The sequence below is a fragment of the Wolbachia endosymbiont of Chrysomya megacephala genome (genome assembly GCF_008245065.1).
In the GTDB taxonomy this organism is placed as follows: Bacteria; Pseudomonadota; Alphaproteobacteria; order Rickettsiales; family Anaplasmataceae; genus Wolbachia.
The window spans coordinates 676,136-701,701 of record NZ_CP021120.1; the positions used below are offsets into that span (position 1 = coordinate 676,136).

At 34.2% G+C, this 25,566-nt stretch carries 24 protein-coding genes, 1 tRNA gene, 2 rRNA genes and 1 pseudogene; 19 read left to right on the forward strand and 9 right to left on the reverse strand.

Translation table 11 applies throughout. The features are described from left to right. Positions 1-6 precede the first annotated feature (6 nt). Complete coding sequence (locus tag CAI20_RS03225) at positions 7-1,332, forward strand: phosphomannomutase/phosphoglucomutase (RefSeq protein WP_179951428.1); 1,326 nt, start codon at positions 7-9, stop codon at positions 1,330-1,332. A gap of 131 nt (positions 1,333-1,463) precedes the next feature. Here the strand turns inward: CAI20_RS03225 and CAI20_RS03230 are convergent, their stop codons facing one another. Genes CAI20_RS03230 through CAI20_RS03240 form a run of 3 tightly spaced genes read right to left on the reverse strand, consistent with a single transcriptional unit; the run spans position 1,464 to position 4,470 of the window. Then, positions 1,464-2,051, reverse strand: a complete 588-nt coding sequence (locus CAI20_RS03230) for a CvpA family protein (protein ID WP_026097267.1) — start codon at positions 2,049-2,051, stop codon at positions 1,464-1,466. Positions 2,052-2,108: 57 nt separating this feature from the next. Next, on the reverse strand, positions 2,109-2,705 hold the full coding sequence (locus CAI20_RS03235; RefSeq protein ID WP_019236905.1) for a riboflavin synthase: 597 nt from the start codon (positions 2,703-2,705) through the stop codon (positions 2,109-2,111). A gap of 40 nt (positions 2,706-2,745) precedes the next feature. Next, positions 2,746-4,470: a hypothetical protein gene (locus tag CAI20_RS03240; RefSeq protein ID WP_149168792.1), complete on the reverse strand. Its 1,725-nt coding sequence runs from the start codon at positions 4,468-4,470 to the stop codon at positions 2,746-2,748. A 682-nt stretch (positions 4,471-5,152) separates the two neighbouring features. Here CAI20_RS03240 and pheS point away from each other — a divergent pair. From pheS to ruvC, 12 genes are all read left to right on the forward strand, one after another. Beyond that, the gene (pheS, locus tag CAI20_RS03245; RefSeq protein ID WP_019236907.1) at positions 5,153-6,196 is read left to right on the forward strand and encodes a phenylalanine--tRNA ligase subunit alpha; all 1,044 of its coding nucleotides are present in this window, start codon (positions 5,153-5,155) and stop codon (positions 6,194-6,196) included. Next, on the forward strand, positions 6,197-7,432 hold the full coding sequence (locus CAI20_RS03250; RefSeq protein ID WP_019236908.1) for an NTP transferase domain-containing protein: 1,236 nt from the start codon (positions 6,197-6,199) through the stop codon (positions 7,430-7,432). 82 nt (positions 7,433-7,514) lie between these two features. After that, positions 7,515-7,985, forward strand: a complete 471-nt coding sequence (locus CAI20_RS03255; protein ID WP_052264904.1) for a P44/Msp2 family outer membrane protein — start codon at positions 7,515-7,517, stop codon at positions 7,983-7,985. A 234-nt stretch (positions 7,986-8,219) separates the two neighbouring features. Continuing rightward, positions 8,220-8,699, forward strand: a complete 480-nt coding sequence (locus tag CAI20_RS03260) for an outer membrane protein (RefSeq protein WP_149168793.1) — start codon at positions 8,220-8,222, stop codon at positions 8,697-8,699. Between the two features lie 218 nt (positions 8,700-8,917). Continuing rightward, on the forward strand, positions 8,918-9,220 hold the full coding sequence (gene rplU, locus CAI20_RS03265) for a 50S ribosomal protein L21 (protein ID WP_007302510.1): 303 nt from the start codon (positions 8,918-8,920) through the stop codon (positions 9,218-9,220). Between the two features lie 10 nt (positions 9,221-9,230). Further along, the gene (rpmA, locus tag CAI20_RS03270; RefSeq protein WP_006012184.1) at positions 9,231-9,500 is read left to right on the forward strand and encodes a 50S ribosomal protein L27; all 270 of its coding nucleotides are present in this window, start codon (positions 9,231-9,233) and stop codon (positions 9,498-9,500) included. A gap of 8 nt (positions 9,501-9,508) precedes the next feature. Next, positions 9,509-9,585 (forward strand) — tRNA-Ile (locus CAI20_RS03275). A gap of 39 nt (positions 9,586-9,624) precedes the next feature. Next, complete coding sequence (gene metK / locus CAI20_RS03280) at positions 9,625-10,791, forward strand: methionine adenosyltransferase (RefSeq protein WP_149168794.1); 1,167 nt, start codon at positions 9,625-9,627, stop codon at positions 10,789-10,791. A 109-nt stretch (positions 10,792-10,900) separates the two neighbouring features. Beyond that, a complete protein-coding gene (locus CAI20_RS03285; RefSeq protein WP_149168795.1) occupies positions 10,901-11,566 on the forward strand; it encodes a TenA family protein in 666 nt (221 codons plus the stop codon). Positions 11,567-11,605: 39 nt separating this feature from the next. Then, complete coding sequence (locus CAI20_RS03290; RefSeq protein WP_149168796.1) at positions 11,606-12,265, forward strand: TenA family protein; 660 nt, start codon at positions 11,606-11,608, stop codon at positions 12,263-12,265. 47 nt (positions 12,266-12,312) lie between these two features. Then, the gene (locus CAI20_RS03295) at positions 12,313-13,140 is read left to right on the forward strand and encodes a cytochrome c oxidase subunit 3 (RefSeq protein WP_019236912.1); all 828 of its coding nucleotides are present in this window, start codon (positions 12,313-12,315) and stop codon (positions 13,138-13,140) included. Next, a complete protein-coding gene (gene ruvC / locus CAI20_RS03300) occupies positions 13,141-13,629 on the forward strand; it encodes a crossover junction endodeoxyribonuclease RuvC (RefSeq protein WP_019236913.1) in 489 nt (162 codons plus the stop codon). 25 nt (positions 13,630-13,654) lie between these two features. On the opposite strand, the gene ruvX is transcribed toward ruvC, so the two are convergent. From ruvX to CAI20_RS03315, 3 genes are read right to left on the reverse strand one after another with little or no spacing between them, the layout of a single operon-like run. Beyond that, a complete protein-coding gene (gene ruvX / locus CAI20_RS03305) occupies positions 13,655-14,122 on the reverse strand; it encodes a Holliday junction resolvase RuvX (RefSeq protein ID WP_149168797.1) in 468 nt (155 codons plus the stop codon). Positions 14,123-14,179: 57 nt separating this feature from the next. Continuing rightward, the gene (locus CAI20_RS03310; RefSeq protein ID WP_007302519.1) at positions 14,180-15,964 is read right to left on the reverse strand and encodes a ribonucleoside-diphosphate reductase subunit alpha; all 1,785 of its coding nucleotides are present in this window, start codon (positions 15,962-15,964) and stop codon (positions 14,180-14,182) included. Positions 15,965-16,012: 48 nt separating this feature from the next. Beyond that, the gene (locus CAI20_RS03315; RefSeq protein WP_007302520.1) at positions 16,013-17,083 is read right to left on the reverse strand and encodes a methyltransferase domain-containing protein; all 1,071 of its coding nucleotides are present in this window, start codon (positions 17,081-17,083) and stop codon (positions 16,013-16,015) included. A 331-nt stretch (positions 17,084-17,414) separates the two neighbouring features. On the opposite strand from CAI20_RS03315, the gene CAI20_RS03320 reads away from it, so the two are divergent. From CAI20_RS03320 to CAI20_RS06645, 3 genes and pseudogenes are all read left to right on the forward strand, one after another. Continuing rightward, positions 17,415-20,179 (forward strand): 23S ribosomal RNA (locus tag CAI20_RS03320). A 67-nt stretch (positions 20,180-20,246) separates the two neighbouring features. Next, positions 20,247-20,353 (forward strand): 5S ribosomal RNA (gene rrf / locus CAI20_RS03325). A gap of 191 nt (positions 20,354-20,544) precedes the next feature. Then, a pseudogene (locus CAI20_RS06645) lies at positions 20,545-21,402 on the forward strand (IS66 family transposase); the annotation flags it as partial. Here CAI20_RS06645 and CAI20_RS03330 read toward each other — a convergent pair. Genes CAI20_RS03330 through rpmH form a run of 3 tightly spaced genes read right to left on the reverse strand, consistent with a single transcriptional unit; the run spans position 21,381 to position 22,158 of the window. Further along, positions 21,381-21,602, reverse strand: a complete 222-nt coding sequence (locus CAI20_RS03330; protein WP_007302521.1) for a hypothetical protein — start codon at positions 21,600-21,602, stop codon at positions 21,381-21,383. The pseudogene CAI20_RS06645 and the gene CAI20_RS03330 overlap by 22 nt on opposite strands. 60 nt (positions 21,603-21,662) lie before the next feature. Continuing rightward, positions 21,663-22,040: a ribonuclease P protein component gene (gene rnpA / locus CAI20_RS03335; protein WP_081439702.1), complete on the reverse strand. Its 378-nt coding sequence runs from the start codon at positions 22,038-22,040 to the stop codon at positions 21,663-21,665. Then, positions 22,024-22,158, reverse strand: a complete 135-nt coding sequence (rpmH, locus tag CAI20_RS03340; RefSeq protein ID WP_010404613.1) for a 50S ribosomal protein L34 — start codon at positions 22,156-22,158, stop codon at positions 22,024-22,026. Before rpmH ends, rnpA begins: the two co-directional genes overlap by 17 nt. 107 nt (positions 22,159-22,265) lie before the next feature. Between rpmH and pstC the strand changes: the two genes are divergently transcribed. The 3 genes from pstC to CAI20_RS03355 all read left to right on the forward strand — a co-directional run bounded on the left by pstC (position 22,266) and on the right by CAI20_RS03355 (position 25,234). Then, a complete protein-coding gene (pstC, locus tag CAI20_RS03345) occupies positions 22,266-23,354 on the forward strand; it encodes a phosphate ABC transporter permease subunit PstC (protein ID WP_012482001.1) in 1,089 nt (362 codons plus the stop codon). Between the two features lie 96 nt (positions 23,355-23,450). Continuing rightward, a complete protein-coding gene (gene atpD, locus CAI20_RS03350) occupies positions 23,451-24,887 on the forward strand; it encodes a F0F1 ATP synthase subunit beta (RefSeq protein WP_179951422.1) in 1,437 nt (478 codons plus the stop codon). 5 nt (positions 24,888-24,892) lie between these two features. Further along, entirely contained in the window at positions 24,893-25,234 is a 342-nt protein-coding gene (locus tag CAI20_RS03355) for a F0F1 ATP synthase subunit epsilon (RefSeq protein ID WP_010404622.1), read from the forward strand. Positions 25,235-25,566: the final 332 nt, after the last annotated feature.

Genomic DNA, 25,566 nt, shown 5'->3' on the forward strand with positions numbered 1-25,566 from the left:
TGCACTATGGACAATACTATTATAAGAAAATACGATATTAGAGGTGTGGTAGGCAAAGACCTGCAGATCAGTGATGGGTATGAAATAGGTAGAAAATTCGGTCAAACTGCAGCTAACGTTTGTGTAGGCTATGACAGCAGGATAGATTCACCAAGTATAGAAAAAGAATTAATAAGAGGCTTAATTTTATCCGGTGCAAATGTTATACGAGTTGGGCTCTGTTCTTCACCTATGCTCTACGCTGCAACAATGAATGCAGATCTTGGGATTATGATCACTGCTTCTCATAATCCCAGAGAATATAACGGCTTTAAATTTTTCAGTAGTAAAAAAGTTTACTCAGATCAAGAAATGAAGGAAATTATAGGCAATACAATTAAAAACAGCACGAAAATTGGAAGCTTAATTAACACGAATATATATAGTGAGTACGTTAACATATTAAAAAATGCGCTCAAGAATAACGCTACACAAAAACTAAAAATAGCTTGGGATTTTGGCAATAGCCCAACAATTGTAAGGTATATTGAAAAGATTTTACCAGATCATATACACATCGTAACCAATAGCTTTATAGATGGAACGTTTCCACTGCATGACCCAGATCCCATAGAAGAGAAAAATCTTGCTCAGTTAATAGATATTGTCAAGAAAGATAAATGTGATCTTGGTATTGCACTTGATGGTGATGGTGATAGGGTACGCTTGATTGATAATAAAGGTAATGTTGTTTCCAATGATCACTTGTTTATGATTTTTTCACGTGAAGTATTGGCGGAACACCCAAAAAGCAAGGTTATTGCCAACGTAAAAATGAGTATGAAAGTGCATGATTTCGTTAGCAAATTAGGAGGGCAAATAATTACCTGTGCCACTGGACACTCACTAGTTAAGAAAAAGATGGTAGAAGAAGGGGCAAAATTTGCCGGTGAACTCAGTGGGCATTTTTTCTTTTCTGAGCTGGGTTTCGATGATGGACTATATTCTGCTGTTAAAGTCATTAACATTTTACTTAAGAAAAACCACAGCCTATCTGAGATGATTGAAGATTTGCCAAAGTTATATATCACTCATGAAGTGAAAATTGTAGTGAAGGATGAGAAAAAATTTCAAATAATTGAGTCAGTAAAGGAGACACTAAAGCAGAAAAATATTGTATTTTCAGAGCTTGATGGTATCAAGGTAACCGATAATAAAGGTTGGTGGCTTCTTAGAGTATCAAATACGCAAAACTGCATTACAGCAAGATGTGAAGGAAATACCTTAGAAGATTTTGAACTCACTAAAAAAGTTTTGTTTTATTACATTGATGAACTAAAATTATACATTTAAATTTTTTTTGATGGTTTACTTATTCGTCAATGTTTGCAGTTTTGTTTGATTAGTCATAGGAATTGGTAACCTATAGCGAATTGCTGTGGATAATAGCTGTCTAGGATAGTTTAGCTATAGAAAATCAACACTCACTTTTCTTTATTGTTTTGAGGTTTTTCTTGATCAACCATTTCCTCACCGATCTCTTTTATTTTTAGTATCAATGACTCTGGTACATACATGTTAATTACTTCTTCTGTTGTCACAAATAAAGCCTGATAAGAGTGTGAATTTATTATCCAATTGGGCAATATGTCTTCTGCTTCTACTTTAGACTCTCCCTCTTTTTTATCATATACTGTGTGGCAATATAAGTGCACAGCAAAAAATAGTACATAAGAAAGCAATATTCCTCTGAGTGCTCCAACAAAGATTCCAGTAACTCTATCCATTAATCCCAACCTTATAGGTGATAATATGTACATTAGCCAGTTATTCATTGTCATGAATGTAAGATTAAGTATGATAAATACAGAGATTGTAGAAAGTATGTTTTGTGTAACTTTAGAGTCAAAATACTTACTATAATTTATAATAAAAAAATCATAGTAACTAGCTGTCAAAAAGACTGATAAGAGCAAGAACATTAATGCACATAGCTCTTTTATAAAACCTCTAGTTATCGATATTATTACACACAAGACAATAATAAAGATAATTAGGCTATCGAAAAACATATTTTGTATCTATATGATTTTCAAAATATAATAATTGTAAATAGTAAAGTTGTAAAATTAATTGTGTTGATATTTTATCAGCTGATCTAAGTACCGAGCAATCATATCAACTTCTAAATTTAGGTAATTACCTGTTTTATTATGCTGAAAAGTTGTGTTTTTCCACGTATAGGGAATGATATTCACAGTGAATTCTTGATCGACAACTGAATTTACTGTAAGGGAAACTCCATCTAGCGTTACAGAACCTTTTTTTGCAACAAATTTAATTAATTCTTGTGGGCATGATAGTCTGATTTCATGAGATTCTGAATTTTGATTGATTGTTAAAATTTCTGCTGTGTCATCCACATGACCCTGAACCAAGTGGCCGTCAATTCTGTCACTCAGTTTCATTGCTTGTTCTAGGTTTATTTTTTTTCCTATTTTCCACATATTTAAGTTAGAAACCTTCATGGTTTCTTGAGATACTTGAACTGTGAATACATCGTTCATTATCTCGACAACAGTTAAACACACTCCGGAGCAGGATATTGAATCTCCTTTGTTTATAGAGGATAAATTTTGTGTCTCAATATGAAAGATTTGATCAGAGTTAGGGTGGATAGTGATATCAGTTATAGTGCCAATATCTTTGATAATTCCTTTAAACATGCAATAAAATAAATAATTATATCACAAAAGATCTTATTTGTTAGGTGCGCAAAGGAAGATCTTTTTTACTTATCTGCTCAATAGATTCTACAGAATATTCAGAATATATAAAGTAAGCCAGGTTCAAAACGCACAGCGTAATTAATATTGGTAACCCTATGTTTAATGTTAGACCGATACTTTCCCTTTTTTCTGCTGGCACCAATTCCTTTAAAATTGACACTTTTCCCAGCGGCAAATGCCATAGGCAGAGTGCTGATATAGAAGCTGCTACTAAAAATAGACAAAAATAAGTCTCTTTCGAAGAAAACATAGCTTTTAATGGTGATTTGAGCCTAATATTAGTAGGCAATCGAGTTTTAGCTTCATTTGTTTTTGGTAAATGGTCTACAGCTTTGCTTGGTAAAATTTCATGAGAAACATTTTTAGGCTGTGGAGAAGGTTGGCCTGAAACTAATTTGAGTAATTGCACTTTTTTTCTATATACTTGCTTTTGTAAGTATTCTTTACCTAGAAGTGAGTTATTAGGAGGTTGTGGCCTTTTGAGTACCTTTAGCACTTCTGATATCTCATTCGGCTCTAATATTTCATGTAGTTGTTTATCTTGGAAATAAATAATATTAAACACTGAGTTGAAAATATTGTAAAATGCATCTGAATCTTGATTTTTATATTCACTTATTACTTCTACGAATATTTCATCAAGTTTTTTTCCCTTGTGCTCAGCAAAATTATCTATCATAGCTACTCTAGCATCATTTTGAGCTTGTTTTACGATAGATTGTTTTTCTTCTTCTGATAGTTCTTGAGCTTGCTTTTTTGACTTCTTTTTTCTGTTAGTTTTAAGATAATCTGTGTGCGATCTGGTTTGACCTATATCCCGCTCTGTTTCTTGAGGGACTAAATTTCCTATACTACCCTCTGTTATCCGAGTGGCTGACACTGGTTCTTTCTCTTCTTGGTCAAGTGCTGGAATAACACCAGGTGGCATATTGTTACTCTGTATAGAAAATTTGGGCAGTTGTGGGAAAAAGAATTGTGCCGTATTAAAAAAATTGAATGGCTGAAAAAGAGACCTAAACCAGGAAATATTTTCATGCATTGTAGCAACAATTACTGGTGCACGTGTAATTTGCTTTCTGTTACTTGCTATATTGTAGCCAAACGAACCTTGCACAATTTGTTTATCTTGCGTGTTTCTTTTTTCAATCACATTTTCGTTTTTATTTTCAGTTTCTTCTATTTGTAATGTATCTTGACTTTGCTCCTCACTTTTGGCTTTTTCTGCATGCTTTAGCTGTTCATTCAAAAATGCCTCGATTTGTTGCAAGCTATTGAGGTTGATATTTTTAACGTTTGTTTGTAGCGTTATCGTTATGCCCTGCATGAGGATTTGAATTGGAGCATTATTTATGAATTCTTCTACAGTTTTATTAGCTTTATGGTAGTTATTATATAATTCTTCACTTTCTTTTGCTACTTTTATATTGGCTGTGAAGTTTTTCTCCTGAGAAAGGCTGGTTTCAAAAAAGTCAATCAAATGTTTTATTTGAGGTAATATTGTATTAGGGTTTACCTCTGTCAGTAGCTTGAGCTTAAATGAAAACTCTTGCGTATCACTTGTAATATTTTTTGAGCGAATGGTGCTAATCTCCAGCACTTCATTAGAAAATGCTTTACTTATTTCTTTAGATCTATCCTTAAAAAACTTAGGTAAACCCTCAATTTCGTATTTTTTCTTAGTTTCTATGTTACTACTATGCATGAGTAAATTTTTTAATGTAGAGTGAAATAAAAAACATAATTAGTCAATAAATTAATAATTATAGCACTCTTACATAATAGTAGCGTGTTGGATTCAATAAGAGCAGAAAAAGTTACTTTACAAATCTCATCAATCTTCTTATCATAACAATAAGAGTGTTTATCCTTGTTTTTAATCTCTGCAGATTTAACAACAAAATTCAGTAAAAAACTCAGGTATATATTGGCAGATTACATAAAATTATAGCGGCTGCATGTCTTTTTTATTTTTTCTACATTCAGCCAAAACGCGCTTTAAATAAGCGTTAGCACATTATTACAATGCCGATTTACATTATTATAGGGTCAAAACTCACTACTGGGGGATTCTTTTGCCTTTTTTTCGCTTGGTGAATTTTTTAATATTCTGGATTAGTTAGTAGTCCTATAGAGATAGCACTTGATGCTGGAATTCAGGAATTTTTTGAGCACGAAAGTTATGCTAAGTTTTTATTGTTAAGTAAAGGCTGGATTCCAGTGTCGGAGCACTGGAATGACAGAAGAAGGAAACACTCGGATAGGGGCAATTTTAATGATACCAATCATAGAGATCAGCTACTCTGATGACAACTTTTTATCCAAATAGTTTTATTGATGATATTAAAGATTGCACTATAATGAAAGTTTAAGCTAGCATTTTTAAGGTGAATAAAGAGCTAATAAGTGAAATACCTTTACTTGAAGATAAGGCAGTTTCTGAGATTGAAAATGCTGCTTCTTTGAAGGATTTAGAAAAAGTTAGGTTGTCATACTTGGGGAGAAAGGGTGTAGTAAAAGCTTATTTCGATGACTTAAAGAATATAGATGATGCAGGAGAGAAACGCGACCTAGGTGCAGTGATTAATGTTTTACGCAATAAGATAGACCAGCTTATAACAAGCAAAGAAAATGAACTGAAAGATAAAGAAGTTAAGTTAAAACTGCAAAATGAAGCAGTTGATATCACACTGCCTGTCAGACCAGAAAGAATTGGCAAGATTCATCCACTCAGTAAAGTTATAAGTGAAGTGAAGCTCATTTTTGCGCATATGGGCTTTAAAGCAGTTGATGGTCCTGATATTGAAGATGAATTTCACGTATTTGATGCATTAAATACTCCAAGTCACCACCCTGCACGAGAGGAGCAAGATACCTTCTATTTAAGGAATAAAATAAATGATAAAAGAATGGTGCTGCGCACTCATACCTCATCTGTGCAGATTAGAACCATGGAAAAGACAAAAACTTTTCCAATTAAAATAGTGGCTGCAGGCAGGGTATACAGAAATGACTTTGATGCAACTCACACTCCTATGTTTCATCAGATAGAAGGACTTTATGTTAATGAAAATGTCAATATGGGCCAATTAAAATTTACTATTCATTGCTTCCTTAGTAAATTTTTCGGAGATAAGGGTCTAAGAATACGCTTTCGTAATAGTTTTTTCCCTTTTACTGAACCTTCTGCGGAAGTGGACATAAGCTATAAAGATAGTAAATGGATTGAAGTACTTGGATGTGGTATGGTGCATCCAAATGTCTTTAAAAATGTTGGAATAGACGATACTAAATACAGTGGCTTTGCATTTGGGATTGGTATAGAAAGGCTAGCAATGCTGAAATATCAAATTAGTGATCTAAGGAGCTTTTACGACAATAGAGTTAGTTGGCTCAACCATTATGGTTTTCATTTTTCGTCTTTAAGATAAGTGACAAATAAATCTTATACATTTGTTGTACTTGCTGCTGGGCATAGTGAACGAATGAATTCAAGCTTGCCTAAGGTTCTGCACAAAATAGGTAATTTCTCCATGCTTGAGCATGTCATTTACAATGCAAAGCAGCTGAATCCTGAAAAAATAGTTATTGTAGTCGATTTGCCTTTAACTCAAAGGCTGAAATGCTTTGAGGGTATAAAACTAATTACACAAGAGTCAACGCTCGGCACGGGAGATGCAGTCAAAATTGCAATGAGGAACCTGAAAGAATTGTCAGATATAGTTGTTGTGCAGTATGGGGATACTCCACTAATAAAAAGCAGCACAATAACTAAAATGATAAGCTGCTTAGGAGAGAGCAATGCTTTAGTTTGTCTTGGGTTTAAAACTAATAATAAAGGATACGGTAGACTAATTATTGAGAACGGTTCCCTAAGAGAAATCGTAGAAGCACAAAATGGTAGAAATAATGATGAGGAATTTCTTGCTAATGCCGGAATAATGGTTGCACGTGAAAAGAATCTACGTGAATTGGTGGAGAAAATAGAGTGTAATAACCAAGCTCATGAATATTACTTGACCGATATCGTTGCCATTGCAGTAAAGAGTAATTTAAATGTCGGCTATGTTATTGCTGATGAGGAGGAGGCAACTGGCATAAATAATAGGAATGACCTTGCAACGGCCGAGTTTTACTTTCAAGAAGAAAAAAGAAAGTTTTTCACTAACTCTGGAGTAACGCTTGTTGCTCCAGAAACTGTTTTCTTCTCTCTTGATACGCAAATTGGTATGGATTCGATTGTTTACCCATACGTTTTTTTTGGTCCTGGAGTAAAAATAGGATCTGGTGTTAGGGTTGGTCCATTTGCCAAATGTGAAAATACAACAATAGGTGATGGTGCAATCATAGGTAATTTTGTTGAAACAAAAGCAAGTGATATAGGTATAAATACTAAGATAAAGCATTTAAGTTATATAGGAAATACTCAGGTAGGGCAGGGGAGTAACATAGGTGCAGGTACCGTTATTTGTAATTATGATGGGAAAAAGAAACATAGAACAAATATTGGAAGCAATTGTTTTATTGGTGCCAATAGTTCATTAATTGCACCGCTTAATGTTCATGATGACTCTCTAGTTGCAGCAGGTAGCGTTGTAGTCAAAGATGTGCCAAAGGGAAGTCTGGCAATTGCAAGAGAAAGACAAATAACAAAAAAAATAAAATAATTCCAATTTTTTACTTGCAATTTATACTATTTTTAATATTTATATGCTTGTATATGCATATATTAATCTTTGGAGGATAAAAATGAAAAAGTTACTTACTTTGTTGGCTTGCTGTTCTTTGTCAGCACCGTCTTTTGGAGTTGATTGGGTTAAAGATAGAACCTACACCTCTTCGTCATATGGCATGCTTGGTGTTAATTATGATCTTGGCTATCATTGTACAGATAGCATTAAAATTTCATTTGGTCCTGCAGTTAAACTTGTTATGAGTGAAGGGATTTTAGACGCGGGACTTATGACAAAGCTTCATTATCATTATAAATTTGAAAATACAGATATTACTCCTTATGTTACTTTTGGTATAGGAGGAGTTGCTAAAATTCCTCTTTCAGAAAATCAAGGGCCAGACGTAGAAGAATTTTTTTCTTATCAAATAGGTTCTGGTATTAATCTTCCACTTTCTGAGAGAACAAGTGTTTTTGCTGGCTACAAGCTGCAGAAGTTTCATGAACTTTCGCATGGGGTTGAATTTGGAATGAGTTTTAATTTGTAAGCTCCGATTGAATGTTTTTAGTGAAGTCTGGTTTGAATTTTTGTTGAAAAAAAGCAAGTGATATAGGCTAAAATGATGATTGCAGTAGGTAATAAAATGTGACAAAGAGAAGTTTGGCAATTGCAAGAGAAAGGCAAGTAGCTAAGAAAGTGATTCCGATTTTATTATGTAAGTTATGTAATTTTTAACTTTTCTGTGAGTATATATGCGTATATTCATGGTTAGAGGGTAAAAATGAAAAAATTACTTACTTTAGTAGTCTGCTGTTCTCTGTCAGCACCGTCTTTTGGAGTTGATTGGATTAGAGATAGAATCTATACTTCGTCGTCATATGGCAATCTTGGTATTAATTATGAGCTTGGCTATCATTATACAGATAGCATAAAAATTTCAGTTGGTCCTGTATTGAAATCTGTTTTGTTTGGAGAATCTTTGGCAGAGTTAGGATTCATGGCAAAGCTTCATTATCATCATCAATTTGAAAGTACGGATATTACCCCTTATGTTACTTTTGGTGTAGGAGGTGGAGCTAAAGTATCTCAACCAGCACAGCAAGGTCAACAGCCAGACGTAAAAAAGTTTTTTTCCTACCAGATAGGTGCTGGTATTAATCTTCCACTTTCTGAGAGAACGAATGTTTTCGCTGGCTATAAACTTCACAAGTTCAGTAATTTTTCTCATGGGTTTGAACTTGGAATGAGTTTTAATTTATAAGCTCCGATTGAATGTTTTTAGTGAAAGCTTGAGTTTTTGTTAACGTCGTAAAGTTTTCATGAGACTAAGAGAATTTGAGAGTAGTCAAGTTTTAAAACTTGACTACTCTCCACGAGGAAAAGCAGATAAAGGTAGAAGTATTTCATGTTTTTATTTATATTGACAGTATGTGTAACATCATTTACGATTAGTGTTAATAACAATAATTGATATTTGTCATGTTTGCAGTAATCGAAACTGGTGGAAAGCAGTATTTAGTAAAAAAAGGCAGCATAATTAAAGTAGAAAGATTACAAGCTGAAGAAAAAGAGGAAGTGGAAATCAATAAAGTGATTTGTGTTTCAAACAATGGCTTATCTTGTTCATCTAATGCTGTTGTTAAAGCTGAAGTACTGGAGCAGTGTAGAGATAAAAAAATTATAATCTTTAAGAAAAAGAGAAGAAAAAATTACCGTAGGAAAAATGGTCATAGGCAGTATATTACTGTTCTTCGTATCAATGAAATTAGTCTTCAAAAGTAAGAGGTAAGATATGGCAACTAAAAAATCAGGTGGTAGTTCCTGTAATGGTAGAGATTCGGCAGGGCGTCGACTCGGGATAAAGAAGAATGGTGAGGTTATTCCAGGTAACATAATTGTACGTCAAAGAGGTACAAAATTTCATCCTGGAAAGAATGTTGGTATGGGTAAAGATCATACGATTTTTGCTAAAACGAAAGGCTGGGTGAGTTTTAGAAAATCAGCAAATAAAAAGACGTTTATTGATGTTGTGCCTACAGATGATATGCAAGCCTTGGCTTGAATAGATACGGGTCTGTAGCTCAGGTGGTTAGAGCGCACGCCTGATAAGCGTGAGGTCGGAGGTTCAACTCTTCCCAGACCCACCATTTAAATTTGCAATAGTTTTGATATCGTGTAACTAAGCGATGGTTTTACATAAGAATTCAGTAACCAGTGAATCAGTAGCAGCCGGTCATCCAGACAAAGTAGCAGACCAGATTTCAGATGCAATACTTGACGAATACCTTTTTAATGACTCTTCCTCTCGTACTGCAATAGAGACTTTAGTTACTAAAGATAATGTTATTATAGCTGGGGAAGTATTTGGGCCGAACATTGAAAATAGCAAGATTGAAAGTATTGTACGGAATACAATAAAAGATATTGGTTATGAGCATGATGGTTTCCACTGGGAAACAGTGAAAGTAAATATATTACTACATGAACAATCAAATGACATTGCAATAGGTGTGGATCAAGGTGCTGGGGATCAGGGCATAATGTATGGCTATGCAACAATAGAGACAGAAAGCCTAATGCCAGCACCCATTTTTTATGCACACTCGATTCTGAGAAATATCATGAGTATGGTCAAAGAGGTAAAGCTTGGTCCGGATGCAAAATCGCAAATCACTTTGGCGTATGAGAATAACCTTCCAGTGCGTGCTGAAAGTATTGTTGTTTCAATACAGCATCTTGAGGATCTGAGTCAATCGAAAGTGAAGGAAATAATTTATCCTTACATAGCTTCATCTTTACCTGAAGGGTGGATGTGCCCTAAAGAAAATCTCTTAGTCAATCCAACAGGTAGATTTGTTATTGGTGGACCAGTTGGTGATTGTGGATTAACCGGACGAAAAATTATGGTTGATACTTATGGAGGCTATATTCCACACGGTGGAGGAGCGTTTTCTGGAAAAGATGCAACAAAAGTTGATAGATCCGCAGCTTATATGGCGAGATACCTTGCTAAAAATATTGTCTTTGCAGGTTTAGCTGAACGTTGTCTTGTGCAGCTTTCTTATGCAATTGGTGTCTCAAAACCTACTTCATTTTACATTGATACATTTGGCACGAATACAATAGATGAAGAGAGGATTAAAGGGTTTATTGAAGGTAACATAGATTTATCAACTAAAGGCATAATAAGACATTTATCACTTAATCGTCCTATATATAAACGTACAGCCTGCTATGGGCATTTTGGTAAAAAGTTAGAAAGTGATGGTGGATTTTCTTGGGAAGGTGTGGACTTATCTACTGATTTTTGTAAAGAATTTAATATAGAAGAAGAAAAGAGAGAATTTCTTTAAACTATTAAACTCTTTTATTTCTAGCTTGATACTGATATAATAACTTATTATAAATTGTAAGTAACTTTTTAGTAACTATACTAGTTTTAATATTTATGAGGCTTACAAGATGTCCAACAAACCAAAAGAAGAATTTTATGATATTGCTATAAAAGAATCATCTGATCGTATTGAAGAAATAAAAGAACATCCTTTCAATGTTGAATTGATAAACAATACGCTAGATTATGAAAAGTTCAAAATTTATCTTCAGCAGGATTTTTTATATTTAGTGGACTGTACTCGTGCTTTATTGATTATTGCAGCTAAAGTTGATGACATTGAAATAATGGGCAGTTTGGTTAATGTAGCAAGGGGAACATTTGCGGTTCGAAAGCAGTATACTGAATATTTTGAGACTTGTGATTTATCCGATAATCATAAAAAATCAAAATCTTGTTCTGCTTTTACTGATTTTTTTATGCGTGCTGCATATCATAATTCTGTTGCTGAAGCTTTAGCAGCGTCTTATCCTTGTTTTAATATATACCAAATTATTATAAATCATATGGTAGGAGAGGTTATGCCTAAAAAAGTTGAAGATCACAGATATCAAGGGTGGATTGATATCTATAATAACACAGTAATGAATGCTACGATTAATCAAGTTACTGACGTTGCAAATAATCTATATGCAAAGGCTGGTGATTGTGAGAGGAAAAAGATGCGTGAGTTTTTTAAGAGAGGTCTAGAGCTAGAAATAATGTTTTGGGATGAGATGTATTCTCTAGCATAATCTGTAGTATTAACACTAAATTATATTCTAGTTTATGTGATGTTTAGTGGTATAATTAAGAGTTATTATGGGTCAAATCTTTTAAAGGATATTATTGAGCATCCTTTCAATGTTGAATTAGCAAATAATACTTTAAACATAGAAAACTTCAAATTTTATATACAACAAGATGCATTCTTTTTAGCTGATTATGTTCGTACTGTTTTAATGACTGCATCAAAAATGGAGAGTTGTAATAACATTGTTCCATTGATTGGGGTGGCTAAAGGAGGAATAGAGATTATGAGAGTGTTATACGACCACTACTTTACTGTATACTCCATAAATCGTGGAGAAAAGTTGCTTGAATGTTTCAATTTTACTAACTTTCTTTTGTCTACTTCGTATAGCGACATTTATGAAGCTGTAACAGTTCTTTACTCTTGCCATTTTATATATAAAATTATTGTTGATAATATGAGAAATAAAATTAAAAAAAATAATAGATATAAGGATTGGTTTGATTTTTTTGGCGGTAGTTTGATAGAATCTGGATGTGTTGCTTTGGAAGATATTGTTGACGAGTATTGTAACAAAGCAAGGGAAAGTGAAAGAACCAGAATGCTTGAATTATTTAAAATAACTGCACAATTTGAGTTAGACTTTTGGAATAGCGCATATAATTTTTCAAAATTTGATCAAGATTTTAAGAAATATTGACAATTTTAAGCTAATTTGTATGCTTGATATGTATTTTTGAAGGTGATATGAAAAGTAAAGAACATGATTTTCATTTAGTGGACCCAAGTCCCTGGCCAATTGCTATATCAGCAGCAATTCTTGTTCTTGCACTTGGATTAGTTGGTACACTCCATAAACAAATTTCTGGAATATTTGGTTTAGTTTTGGGAATCTCTGCGGTATCAGGAGTGCTGTTTTATTGGTGGAGAGATGTAATAAGAGAAGCAATTTATGATAAATGCCATACTGCCATTGTAAAACATGGACTCAAGCTTGCAATGTACTTATTTATCCTCTCGGAAGTTGTGTTTTTTATAGCGTTCTTTTGTTCATTCTTTAAAGCCTGGCTTGATCCGGTTTTTTTATTTGAAGCGTTTTCTCCTACAAAAAAAGTTGAATGGCCCCCTGAAGGGATTTTACCACCGGATCCGTGGTCGTTACCATTTATGAATACACTAATATTATTACTTTCTGGTACAACGATTACTTCAGCACATCATTTTTTACTTGAAAATGATCAAAAGAGCATGATTAAAATGCTGTCTATAACTATATTGCTTGGGATGTTCTTTATAATAGTGCAAGCAATTGAGTATTATGAAGCAAGTTTTTCTCTACAAGAAGCGGGAGAGAAACTTATCTATACATCCAACTTTTACATGATTACTGGTTTTCATTGTGTACATGTTATAATAGGGATAATATTCTTGTCAGTATGTTTATTTAGAGCTCGAAAAAATCAGATTACACCTCAAGATCATTTATGTTTTGAGTTTGCTTCTTGGTATTGGCACTTCGTTGATGTAGTTTGGATATTTTTATTTTTGTTTGTTTATTGGCTCAGCATTTATTAAGTGATTAAGATAATAGGTCTAGATCCAGGAATAAGCAAAACTGGTTGGGCAATTATCAATCTGGAAGAAAAAAATAGTATTGAATTTTTGGGTGGTGGTGCCATATCAACTGATAGTAAGTTGGGTACAGGTGAGCGTTTACATATAATTTTTGAAGAATTAAAGAAAGTAATTTCTCTATACTCTCCAAATGAAGCTGCAGTAGAGAAAATTTTTGTTAATAAGAACCCAAAATCTTCGCTAACTTTAGGATATGCAAGAGCGATTGCAATTTTGATATTACGAATGACGGATTTACCCATGAATGAATATGATGCAAACTATATAAAAAAGAGCATTACTGGAAATGGTCATGCTGATAAGGATCAGATTATATTTATGGTGAAGCAAATAGTTAAAAACTTAAATATAAAATGTCATCATACTGCTGATGCTCTTGCTACAGCAATTTGTCATGCTTATACGAGAAGTTCTTGTTTTATTGAATAGTTTTACATGAATTCAGTTGAAAAAACTATTTGATGGTATTTATCTTATCTAACGTTCGTTGCAGAATAATACATGCAGCAATTTTATCATCTATTTTTTTTGATTTTGTGATTGATATTCCAGTAATTTTTAGTGCGTGAGTTGCAAGAGATGTTGATAGACTTTCGTCTTGTAGGTATATGTGTACTTTGCATTTTTTTATTATTTTATTTGCAAACTGGATTATTACTTTGCACCATTCGGTCTCTTGTTCATCTATTGTGAATGGTAGTCCTATTACCATTGATCCAGCTTCATTTTCTTTAAGCACTCTATTTAGATAACCTAAATCTTTGCTCATATTTCTTCTATAATATATACTATGAGCTGTAGCTATAAGCTGTGTTTTATCACTAAATGCTATGCCTATTTGTTTTTCTCCCATATCAAGGCACATTATACGTTTATCTCTTGGAATAGACTTTAGAAATTCATCTGGATTTCTATGTAGCATCTATGAAAACATAACTTTTGTACAATTGTATTTTTGTGACAGTAAGTTATGTACAGTCTACTGGCATGATAGACATTCATCATAATTAATATCTGTTTTTTGTTGCAATATTTCACTTTTTTTGAATATGTCATGTGAGACCTTGTCAGCTCTCTGCATTGATTGTGATCTGCAATAATACAAGCTTTTTAATCCTTTTTTCCAAGCAAGCATATGTATTTTGTGTAAGTAACGTTTATGCACATTGGCAGGTAAGAACAGATTTACTGATTGAGATTGACAAATATAAGGAGTTCTATCACTTGCATGTTCTATGATCCATTGTTGATCAAGTTCGTATGCTGTTTTAAATGTCAGTTTTTCATGCTTGCTAAGAAAATCTAAATGCTGAACAGAACCCTCATTTGTTGAAATTGAGGACCATATTTCATCATTGTCTTGATTTTTTTCTGCTAGTAGTTTTTGCAAGAATTTATTTCGTACTACAAATGAACCTGTAAGTGTCTTCTGTATAAATACGTTTGCTGCATATGGCTCTATTCCAGGGGAAGTGTTGCCTGCGATAATCGAAATTGAGGCAGTTGGAGCAATAGCGAGCTTATGTGTAAACCTTTCCATTAGATCGATTTCTTTAGCATCAAGACATGGCCCTTTTTCTTCTGCTAATTTTTTAGAAACTACATCTGCTTGCTCGCGCAAATGCTTAAATACTTTTTTATTCCATTGTTGGGCTGTTACTGATTCAAAAGGAACCATTTTACTTTGTAAAAATGAATGAAAACCCATCACGCCAAGACCGATACTACGCTCTCTTATTGCGGAATATTTTGCTCGCTGTATTTCATTTGGTGCTTGATTTATGAAATCCTCTAATACATTATCAAGAAAACGCATTATATCTTCTATGAAAAGCTCATTATCTTTCCATTCTTCGTAGTATTCAAGATTTACGGATGATAAACAACATACAGCAGTGCGTGACTTTTTCAGGTGATCGTAACCTGTAGTTAAAGTTATTTCACTGCATAGGTTTGACATTTTGATGTCTAAGTTGAGTTTTTTGTAAGATTCTGGCTTATTGTTATTTGTTGCATCAAGGAAAATAATGTAAGGTTCTCCAGTTTCAACTCTTGCTGTTAATATTTTAATCCATATATCCCGTGCTTTTACTGTTGAAATAACTTTATTGTTATGAGGGCTTATTAAATCCCATTCTTGATCATCTTCAACAGCTTGCATAAACTTATCTGTTACTATTACAGCATGATGTATATTTAATGCTTTGCGATTTGGGTCACCACCAGTTGGCTTACGTAAATCTAGAAACTCTTCTATTTCTGGATGCCATACAGGAAGATAAACTGCTGAGCTTCCTCTTCTTAAGGATCCTTGGCTGATTGCAAGCGTCAGAGCATTTTGTACTACGATAAATGGCACAATTCCTGATGTTTTACCGCTACCTTTGACACTTTCACCAATTGAACGTAAATTTCCCCAATAACTACCTATTCCACCACCACGTGCAGCGAGCCAAACATTTTCATTCCATAAATCAACTATTCCCTGCAAGCTATCTTCAGTTTCGTTAAGAAAGCAGGAAATAGGCAATCCTCTCTTGGTACCACCATTACTAAGTATTGGAGTTGAAGGCATGAACCATAAATTGCTCATGTAATCATAAAGACGCTGTGCATGCTCTTTATTATCAGAGTAGTAATTGGCAATACGTATAAAGAGATCTTGATAACTTTCATTTTCTATTAAATACCTGTCCAATAGAACTGCTTTTCCAAAATCAGTTAATTTACTATCCTTTGCGTAGTTAATAGCAATGTAATTCATAAGACTCCCTTTATGATAATATAGACATTTATTTGAGCGATTTCTCGATTAAGTTGTTAAATTTTTTTGTGGATACTGTAATGCAAACAAGATACCATCAACTTGGCTGCCATATATTTTACAGTAACTCATTTGACTTATTTGCATATTTGTTTCTTTTGCAACATGCTGAATATAATCTTCTGAGTGACGAAAATAATCTCCTTTGTTTACAAAGTCAATACCTTTACCTTCCTTTCTTCTTACTAAACATACAATAACCCCTTTTTTGTTTGTCAATCCTTTTGCTAGTTCCAATTCTGCTAGAAAATCATGTAGATAGTGTAGCACTTCAGCAAAGATAATTACATCATACTGCTGGTTCTTCTCTTGTTTAAGAAACTCTTTCATTTCTGTATGTATTAACTCATCGTAAACAGGTTTACCTTTTATAAGGCATCCTCTTGCAATATTGAGCATTCTATTTGAGATGTCAACTCCTGTTATGCGACTTCTAATATTACTTATTTTTAGGAAGTGACCACATATTCCAGTACCGCAACCAAGGTCGAGTATATTCAGTTTAGAAGTGGAGTTGTTAAAGACTTTTGTAATTATCATGTGTACTAGTTCATGCCCTCTGTATTGTTTGGCAATTAGCCAATGCTCAACAAAATATTCACCTGTGTAATCAAAATATTGCTTTATGAGATTTTCAGGCAATTCCACAATATCTGATGTGTTTGTTATTTTCTTTATATAGTAAGAAGCTTCTTTATGACTACTATCTAATTTTAGGGTTTTTGTTAAATAATTATAAGCTTTGTTAGTATTGCCTACTGCAAAATGACATCTTCCGATATTATACCAGACTAGAGGTAAATTAGGGTAGAATATGCTAATTAACCAAAATCTTAACTTTGCATCTGATATATTACCTTTATAGAAGTGATATAACCCGATTTCAGTGTTGGTATTTAACAGGTTTTTAGATTTTTCAAGAAACACTACAATTTCTTTATGGAGAGTACTGTATTTATCCATAATGAAATTTTTTACTTTTTTACTATTTAATAAGCCAGTGAGCTTGGATATACAATTTAAAGCAAAGTTTTTTATAAAAGATAGATTACTTTTCATACATTAGAAATACTCCAAATGTTCATTTTCATTTTTAGGTAACTAATTTTAACACATTTTATCTTACAAAATATCTTTTTCATTAATTTTTCTGTACATATCAATTTGTCAAATATTTCTTAGATTATAATGTTTAAGATTGCTGGTATATTGTTGTTGATAATAATAGGTAAATGTTTTGTGTAAAAAGGCGTTGACATATGATTTATCAGATTGTAACATATAAAAGATTAGTTTTTAGATGTTTGAAAAGTTTTATGGTAGAGATTATTTAATCTCAATTCAATTGTAAGTTAATATTTAACTCTGCATATTCTACATATAGTCAGATAAATAAATTATTAAGAGCACTTGATGGATGCCTTGGCGTTAAGAGGCGATGAAGGACGTGGCAGGCTGCGATAAGCTGCGGGAAATTGTCAACAAATTTTGATCCGCAGATTTCCGAATGGGGAAACCCAACTAGCTTAGCTAGTTATTATATACTAAGTATATAAAGCAAACTTGGTGAACTGAAATATCTAAGTAGCCAAAGGAAAAGAAATCAACCGAGATTCTGTTAGTAGTGACGAGCGAAAGCGGAAAAGGCTAGTGATTTAAAAATAAGAATTAGAATACTCTGGAAATGGTAACCATAGAAGGTGATAGTCCTGTACAAATAGAAAGTTTTTAAATCCTTGAGTAGAGCGGGGCACGTGAAATCCTGTTTGAATATGGGGGGACCATCCTCCAAGCCTAAATACTCCTTAACGACCGATAGTGAACAAGTACCGTGAGGGAAAGGTGAAAAGAACCCCGGGAGGGGAGTGAAATAGAATCTGAAATCAAGTGCTTACAAACAGTTGGAGCTCTATATCAATTTATTGATATTTAGAGTGACAGCGTACCTTTTGCATAATGGGTCAGCGAGTTAATCTATGAAGCAAGCTTAAGCCGATAGGTGTAGGCGTAGCGAAAGCAAGTCTGAATAGGGCGTTTAGTTTTATGGATTAGACCCGAAACCAAGTGATCTAGTCATGACCAGATTGAAGGTATGGTAAAACATACTGAAGGATCGAACCAGTTAATGTTGCAACATTATTGGATGAGTTGTGATTAGGGGTGAAAGGCCAATCAAACTTGGAAATAGCTGGTTCTCCGCGAAATCTATTTAGGTAGAGCGTTGTATTTATGTTGTTGGGGGTAGAGCACTGGATAGACTAGGGGGATTCATCATCTTACCAAATCTAACCAAACTCCGAATACCAATAATTAATTATACAGCAGACACACTATGGGTGCTAAGTCCGTGGTGGAAAGGGAAACAGCCCAGATCACTATCTAAGGTCCCAAAATTACAGCTAAGTGGGAAAGGAAGTAGAAAAACCATTACAGCTAGGAGGTTGGCTTGGAAGCAGCCATCCTTTAAAGAAAGCGTAACAGCTCACTTGTCTAAATAAGTTTTTCTGCGCCGAAAATGTACCGGGGCTAAAGCTGTATACCGAAGATGTGGGTGCTTATTAATTTCGATTAATAGGCGCGGTAGCGGAGCGTTCCGTAAGTCTGTGAAGGTGGTTTGTAAAAACTGCTGGAGATATCGGAAGTGAGAATGCTGACATAAGTAGCGTAAAAGAGTGTGAAAAACACTCTCACCAAAAATCTAAGGGTTCCTACGTTAAGTTAATCTGCGTAGGGTTAGTCGGTTCCTAAGGCGAGTCCGTAAAGGAGTAGTCGATGGCAATTAGGTTAATATTCCTAAACCTCTTAAGTGTGACGGGTTTTGTATTTGTATAGGTCTTATTGGATTGATCTATGCTTAAAAGAAGCTCCAGGAAATAGCACTTATATTTATGAGGCCGTACCGTAAACCGACACTGGTGGATGAGTAGAGTATACTAAGGTGTTGAAAGAATGATGTTGAAGGAACTCGGCAAATTATACCTGTAACTTCGGAAGAAGGGTAACCTGCTTTTAGGCAACTATAAGTAGGTGGCACAAAATAGGGAGTAGCGACTGTTTACTAAAAACACAGGACTCTGCAAACACGTAAGTGGAAGTATAGGGTCTGACGCCTGCCCGGTGCTGGAAGGTTAATAGGAGGGGTGCAAGCTCTGAATTGAAGCCCCAGTAAACGGCGGCCGTAACACTGACGGTCCTAAGGTAGCGAAATTCCTTGTCGGGTAAGTTCCGACCCGCACGAATGGCGTAACGATTTCTCCACTGTCTCCAACATCACTTCAGCGAAATTGAATTCCCCGTGCAGATGCGGGGTACCCGCGGTTAGACGAAGAGACCCCGTGCACCTTTACTATAGCTTTACATTGCTATTAAAAGTGTGATGTGCAGGATAGGTGGGAGACTTTGAAGTTATGGCGCTAGCTATAATGGAGTTAACCTTGAGATACCACCCTTTACACTTTTGATATCTAACTATGTTTCATTATCTGGAACTAGGACATTGTATGGTGGGTAGTTTGACTGGGGCGGTCGCCTCCTAAAAAGTAACGGAGGCGTGCGAAGGTAAGCTAGAGCTGGTCGGAAATCAGCTTGATAGTACAATGGCATAAGCTTGCCTGACTGCGAGGCTGACAAGCCAAGCAGAGACGAAAGTCGGTCATAGTGATCCGGTAATTCTGTATGGAAGGGTTATCGCTCAACGGATAAAAGGTACGCCGGGGATAACAGGCTGATGGTGTTCGAGAGTTCATATCGACGACACCGTTTGGCACCTCGATGTCGACTCATCACATCCTGGGGCTGGAGAAGGTCCCAAGGGTTCGGCTGTTCGCCGATTAAAGTGTTACGTGAGTTGGGTTTAGAACGTCGTGAGACAGTTCGGTTTCTATCTGCCGTGGGTGAAGGAAATTTGAGAAGATCTGACTCTAGTACGAGAGGACCGAGATGTATATACCTCTGGTGTACCAGCTGTTATGCCAATAGCATCGCTGGGTAGCTATGTATAGATGGGATAATTGCTGAAAGCATATAAGCAAGAAACCCTCTTCAAAAAAATTTCCCAATTAAGGCCGTGGGAGACTACCACGTTGATAGGCTAGGTGTAGAAGCATGGTAACATGTGAAGCTAACTGGTACTAATAGCCTGATTGATTTATTTGCTTTCTATATGTGCATATGCAGTGTTAAATATTAAGTTAAAATTTATTAAGTCAGAAATTTTTGTTGACTTGGTGGCTATAGCAAAAATGAACCACCCGATCTCATTTCGAACTCGGAAGTGAAACTTTTTAGCGCCGATGATACTTAAAAAGGGAAAGTAGGTCGTTGCCAAGTTTATAAAAATTTCTTCTTATTTATATCTTTTCAGTAGAGCGATGAAACAAGGTAAACATAGAGTAGCTGTGAGGTAATATAACTGATCTTTTAGAACTCTGCGAAAACTTTAAGATAAAAGTAGAAAATTTAAAAGTAGAATTTGTCACTTATTTCCAAATTAGGAGGAGAGATAGCAACATTTAACAAATCATCAAACAATTGATCTTCCGAAAATCAAACTTTATATAATTGAATATTAATTAAGTTGTTGGAGATGAGGAGAAAGAAGAAGTAGCAAACTACCAAAAAGCAGATACATTTGGTCCAATAGTTAGGTGATAATTGTAGCACTCAGTGGATCTTATAAAAATTCAAAACGTGAAAATTATAAGTGATGTTTTTAATGTGAATTGAAAGCGTATCAAATAGTGAATATAGAATTCCCTCAAATGCAAAAAGGTGTATGAGCAAATCGAATAAGAAAAGTGAGGTTTTGCGCATCAACGTGTTATAATAAAGGTAAACTTGGTTAGTGCTGAAGCAATACTGCAAGTTTTAAAGGGAAAGAAGATTTAAAAGACAGTGTATGTTGTAATCGTAATAGTCGCTGAAAGGTACTTTGAAACATAGCTGGACTATTGAAGTTAAAATTCTGGGCTGTTACTTAAAAAACGCATCCACTGAATTATTTATGCTAAAAAAAGCTTTATTAAAAAATGAAACAGAAGTGTAAGAAAGTTGCAAAACGTATAAGGTATTACTTGAAGCTACCTATCTGAAGCAACTGGAGCTTCTCAAGTTGCGAAAAATATTTTAAAATCTGAAAGAATGATGTGAAATTTTTTAAGTAAACCAGAAAGTATTCCACTATCACGCTGAACAGCAAATTAGGCATTATATCGTTTACTGTAAAAGCTCATATTTTACGTAATCAGAGCTAGGAACTTGAAAGGATAATTTCATTATACTTAACATGGAAACAAAGAGAACTATACAATCCCCTACCTATCGTTTCTTCAACCACTTCCCTGAACGGGTACTTTTATCAAACTATTCTCTTATTGTAATGAGTTGCTTCTATATTAAAATTTAGCAATTTCCCTCTAGGATTATCTTTATTTTGTTCTAAATATTGGCTTTGTTCAAATGCCATTCCCCATTGTGTACGATAGCTAGACTTTCTATATTCATAAAAACTCTCTTCAGCATTATTTGTATCGAGCTTTTTATCTTGTTTTTTTATACTTTCTACCTCAAGCACCCACATCTATTAATTTATTTTAAAAACCTCACTTATCTTATCATAAAAAATATAGCTGTAAATACTTTAGTGAAAATTCCTTCTTATTTTATCTTTCTTTAAGCAAATATTGAGGTCTTTTTGTAAATTTTTATAGCCTGCTTGCATAATGTTTTGATGGGTTAGTATTATGTAATAGTATCCTACATTACTTATATTAGAAATGCTAACTTTAGCTAGCATTCGTAATTGCCTTTTTATTTTATTTCTTTTTGCTGCTTTTCCGACTTTTTTACTGATAGCCAGACCTACTCTAATAACATGAATATACTTTTCAGGTTCTCTTTCTTTTATAGCATATAGTGATATATATACCCCTCGATAAAAAAGACTGTAAGATGCTAATCTGTTTTTAAAAGCAAAGGAAAACTCTTTTTTTTTATGCTTACTATGCGCATAATTTATTACACCCTAATGAGCGACGCTTATTAAGAATTTTTCTTCCAGCTTTTGTTGACATACGTGAACGAAATCCATGTTTGTGCTTTTTTTTTAAATTTTTTGGTTGAAATGTTCTTTTCATTGTTTTTATATTAATATGACTATTTATTTTAAACTATTTTGCTCTATTGTCAAATAATGGTCAACTTCTGTGGCATTCTTGTTGAATAAAATTTGATATATGGAAAAATGAATTTAATTATAGGCGTACTTGTTTTACTAGTCCTTTTATTTTGTTTGAGTAAGTTTCAAGCAGTAAGTAAAGTTAAGTCTTATATATATTTGAGTTGTATGTGGATGCTACCTTGTTTGTTAGCATTCTATGATGGTTATTTTATAACTTCTATTTCTATAGCGTTACTTTTTTTTATGCTGATTTTTATCCTTAAAGGTAAAAGAAATAAGATGGTAAAATTTTTGTTATTTATGGCTTTAGCAATATCACTTTTTATCACTTTATTTATAATGCTATCTATTTTTGTTCAGTCCATTTCTTTTTTTAATAAAGTAGCTATTTCAGAATTCTTATTTTGCTTAAAATGGAAGCATAATGTAGCTATTATTGGTGAAGGAGAGGTGGGGTGTTTTGGTATAGCGCCACTTTTAGTGGGGACATTACTTATAACTATTGTAGCAATGTTAGTTGCGGTGCCGCTTGGTTTATTTTCTGCAATATATATTAGTGAGTATGCGAGTGAAAAAGTGCGTTATGTTATTAATACAGCCTTACAGGTTTTGTCTGCTATTCCTACTGTTGTATATGGATACTTCTCAGTTATATTTTTGTCTTTTTTTATAAAGCAGGTAGCAAATTTTTTTAATTTAAGTATACACTCAGAAAGTGCTTTGATTGCTGGTTTATCGATCGGGGTAATGATTCTTCCTTTTATTATTTCTTTGCTTGAAGATGCTATAAGATCTGTTCCAAAAAGTTTACGTTATGGTTTTATGGCGCTTGGCGCAACACCAGCGGAAACTATATGGCATATAACAATACCTTATGCAATGCCTACAATTTTAAGTGCAATTTTATTATCAATTTCAAGAGTAATAGGTGAAACAATGATTGTACTAATGGCTGTGGGAATCAATGCAAATTTGACCTTTAATCCTCTCAATTCAGTTACTACTATCACTGTACAAATTGCTACATTACTTACCGGAGATCAGGATTTCAATAGTGTGCAAACTCTTGCTGCTTATGCGCTTAGTTTGGTGCTGTTTGTTATTACTTGGCTATTGAATGCATTTGCATTGTTTATAATGAAACGTAACTAGTAAGTGTTTTAATATTGCAAAATTTCTGTTAATAATATAAGATTTATTTTCTTTAGAAGTTCTTTTATAGAATTGTAGTGTTAGGTGATGAAAGAGATGAGTACAGGTAAAGTAGTTAAAATAACTCAAGCAGTTGTTGATTTAAAATTTGAAGACGGGTTGCCTAAGATATTTAATGCTTTAAAAAGCAAACTAAAATATAAGGGCAAGGAGCTAGTTTTAGAGGTTTCACAGCATATAGGTGACAATATAGTTCGTTGCATTGCTATGGATAGCACAGATGGTATGTCAAGAGGTGATGAGTTTGTTGATACAGGTGCACCAATATCAGTTCCGGTTGGACGCTCAACTTTAGGAAGGATTTTTAATGTTGTAGGGGAGCTTATAGATGAGTGTGGTCCGCTAAAAGGAAAGTATGATTTAGAACCTATACATAGATCACCTCCAAGCTTTACTGAGCAGAAGATACAGGAAGAAGTTTTAGTTACAGGAATAAAGGTTATAGATCTTCTTGCTCCTTATCTTAAAGGAGGAAAAATTGGCTTATTTGGTGGAGCTGGTGTTGGTAAAACAGTTCTGATAATGGAGCTGATTAACAACATAGCAAAAGCTCATAAAGGATTTTCTGTGTTTGCTGGAGTAGGAGAGAGAACGCGTGAAGGTAATGATCTTTATAACGAGATGATTACTTCGAATGTAATAGATATAAGTGAGCACGAAAAATCTCAAGCCGTTTTGGTTTATGGTCAAATGAATGAGCCTCCTGGAGCAAGGGCTAGGGTTGCTTTAACAGCACTAACTATGGCGGAGTATTTTCGTGATTGTGAAAATCAAGATGTTCTATTTTTTGTGGATAATATCTTCCGTTTTACTCAAGCTGGTTCTGAAATTTCTGCTTTGCTTGGAAGAATACCGTCGGCTGTTGGTTATCAGCCAACCCTTGCAACTGATATGGGCGCTATGCAAGAGAGAATAGCCTCAACTACTGCTGGTTCTATTACTTCTGTACAGGCTATATATGTTCCTGCGGACGATTTGACCGATCCAGCTCCGGCAACGACATTCTCTCATCTTGATGCAACCACAGTGTTATCAAGGCAGATAGCTGAAATGGGTATATATCCTGCTGTTGATCCACTTGACTCAACTTCTCAGTCTTTATCTGCTGAAATCATTGGTGAAGAGCATTATACTGTGGCTTCTGAAGTGAAACGTATATTGCAAACTTATAAGTCGCTGCAAGATATTATCGCAATACTTGGTATGGATGAACTATCTGATGAAGATAAAATTATTGTTGATAGAGCTCGTAAAATTCAGAAGTTTCTTTCTCAACCTTTTCATGTTGCGGAGGTATTTACTGGCATGTCTGGCAAATTTGTTTCACTTTCTGATACTATTTCTAGTTTTAAAGGAATTATTGAAGGTAAATATGATCATCTGCCAGAAGCTGCTTTTTATATGGTGGGAAGTATAAGTGAAGCAATAGAAAAGGCTGAATCAATAAAAGCTGAAGTTGGGGCCGGACATTAAAGATTATGAACACTTTTAAGGTGCAATTTTTTTCTCCTGATAATCGAATTTCATTCGATGAAGTGGTTTCTCTTTCAGTGAATGGGCTTGAAGGAGAGCTAGTGATTTTAGCTTACCATTCTCCTTACTTAATTTATTTATTGCCTGGTATAATTACTGTTCAAATGAGTAACCAGACAAAGGAAAAAGTTGTAATTGATAATGGTATATTAGAGGTTGCAAATAATAATTGTAGCATCATAACGAATCAAATTCAGGTTTTTGATCATTTGACTCATGATGAGGAATCATTAAAAAATAAGAGAGTTGGTATATATTTAAGTTATCTTGATGTCAAATCTCTTTAGGGGCTCTTTTTGTATTCAAGAAATGAGTTTACTCTTGTCATTCCCACTTCAAGTAGCTGACACACAACTGTACGAACATTAGAAGGATATCATCCCAGTGCTCAGACACTGAAATCTAGAAATTTTTACAACTAGGATCGTATGGTCAAGACTACAATTGTGCAAAAGTTGCAGCTTTGAAGGTAAAAGTACAAAAAATAGTGTCATCCCAGTGCGTGACACTGGGATCTATCTTATTTTAATCGTGGATATTATTTTAACATATGTTCCTAGAATTTGTTGTCCATTGCGTAATTCACAAATGTTTTTATCCAGTGTCACGCTACTCGGAT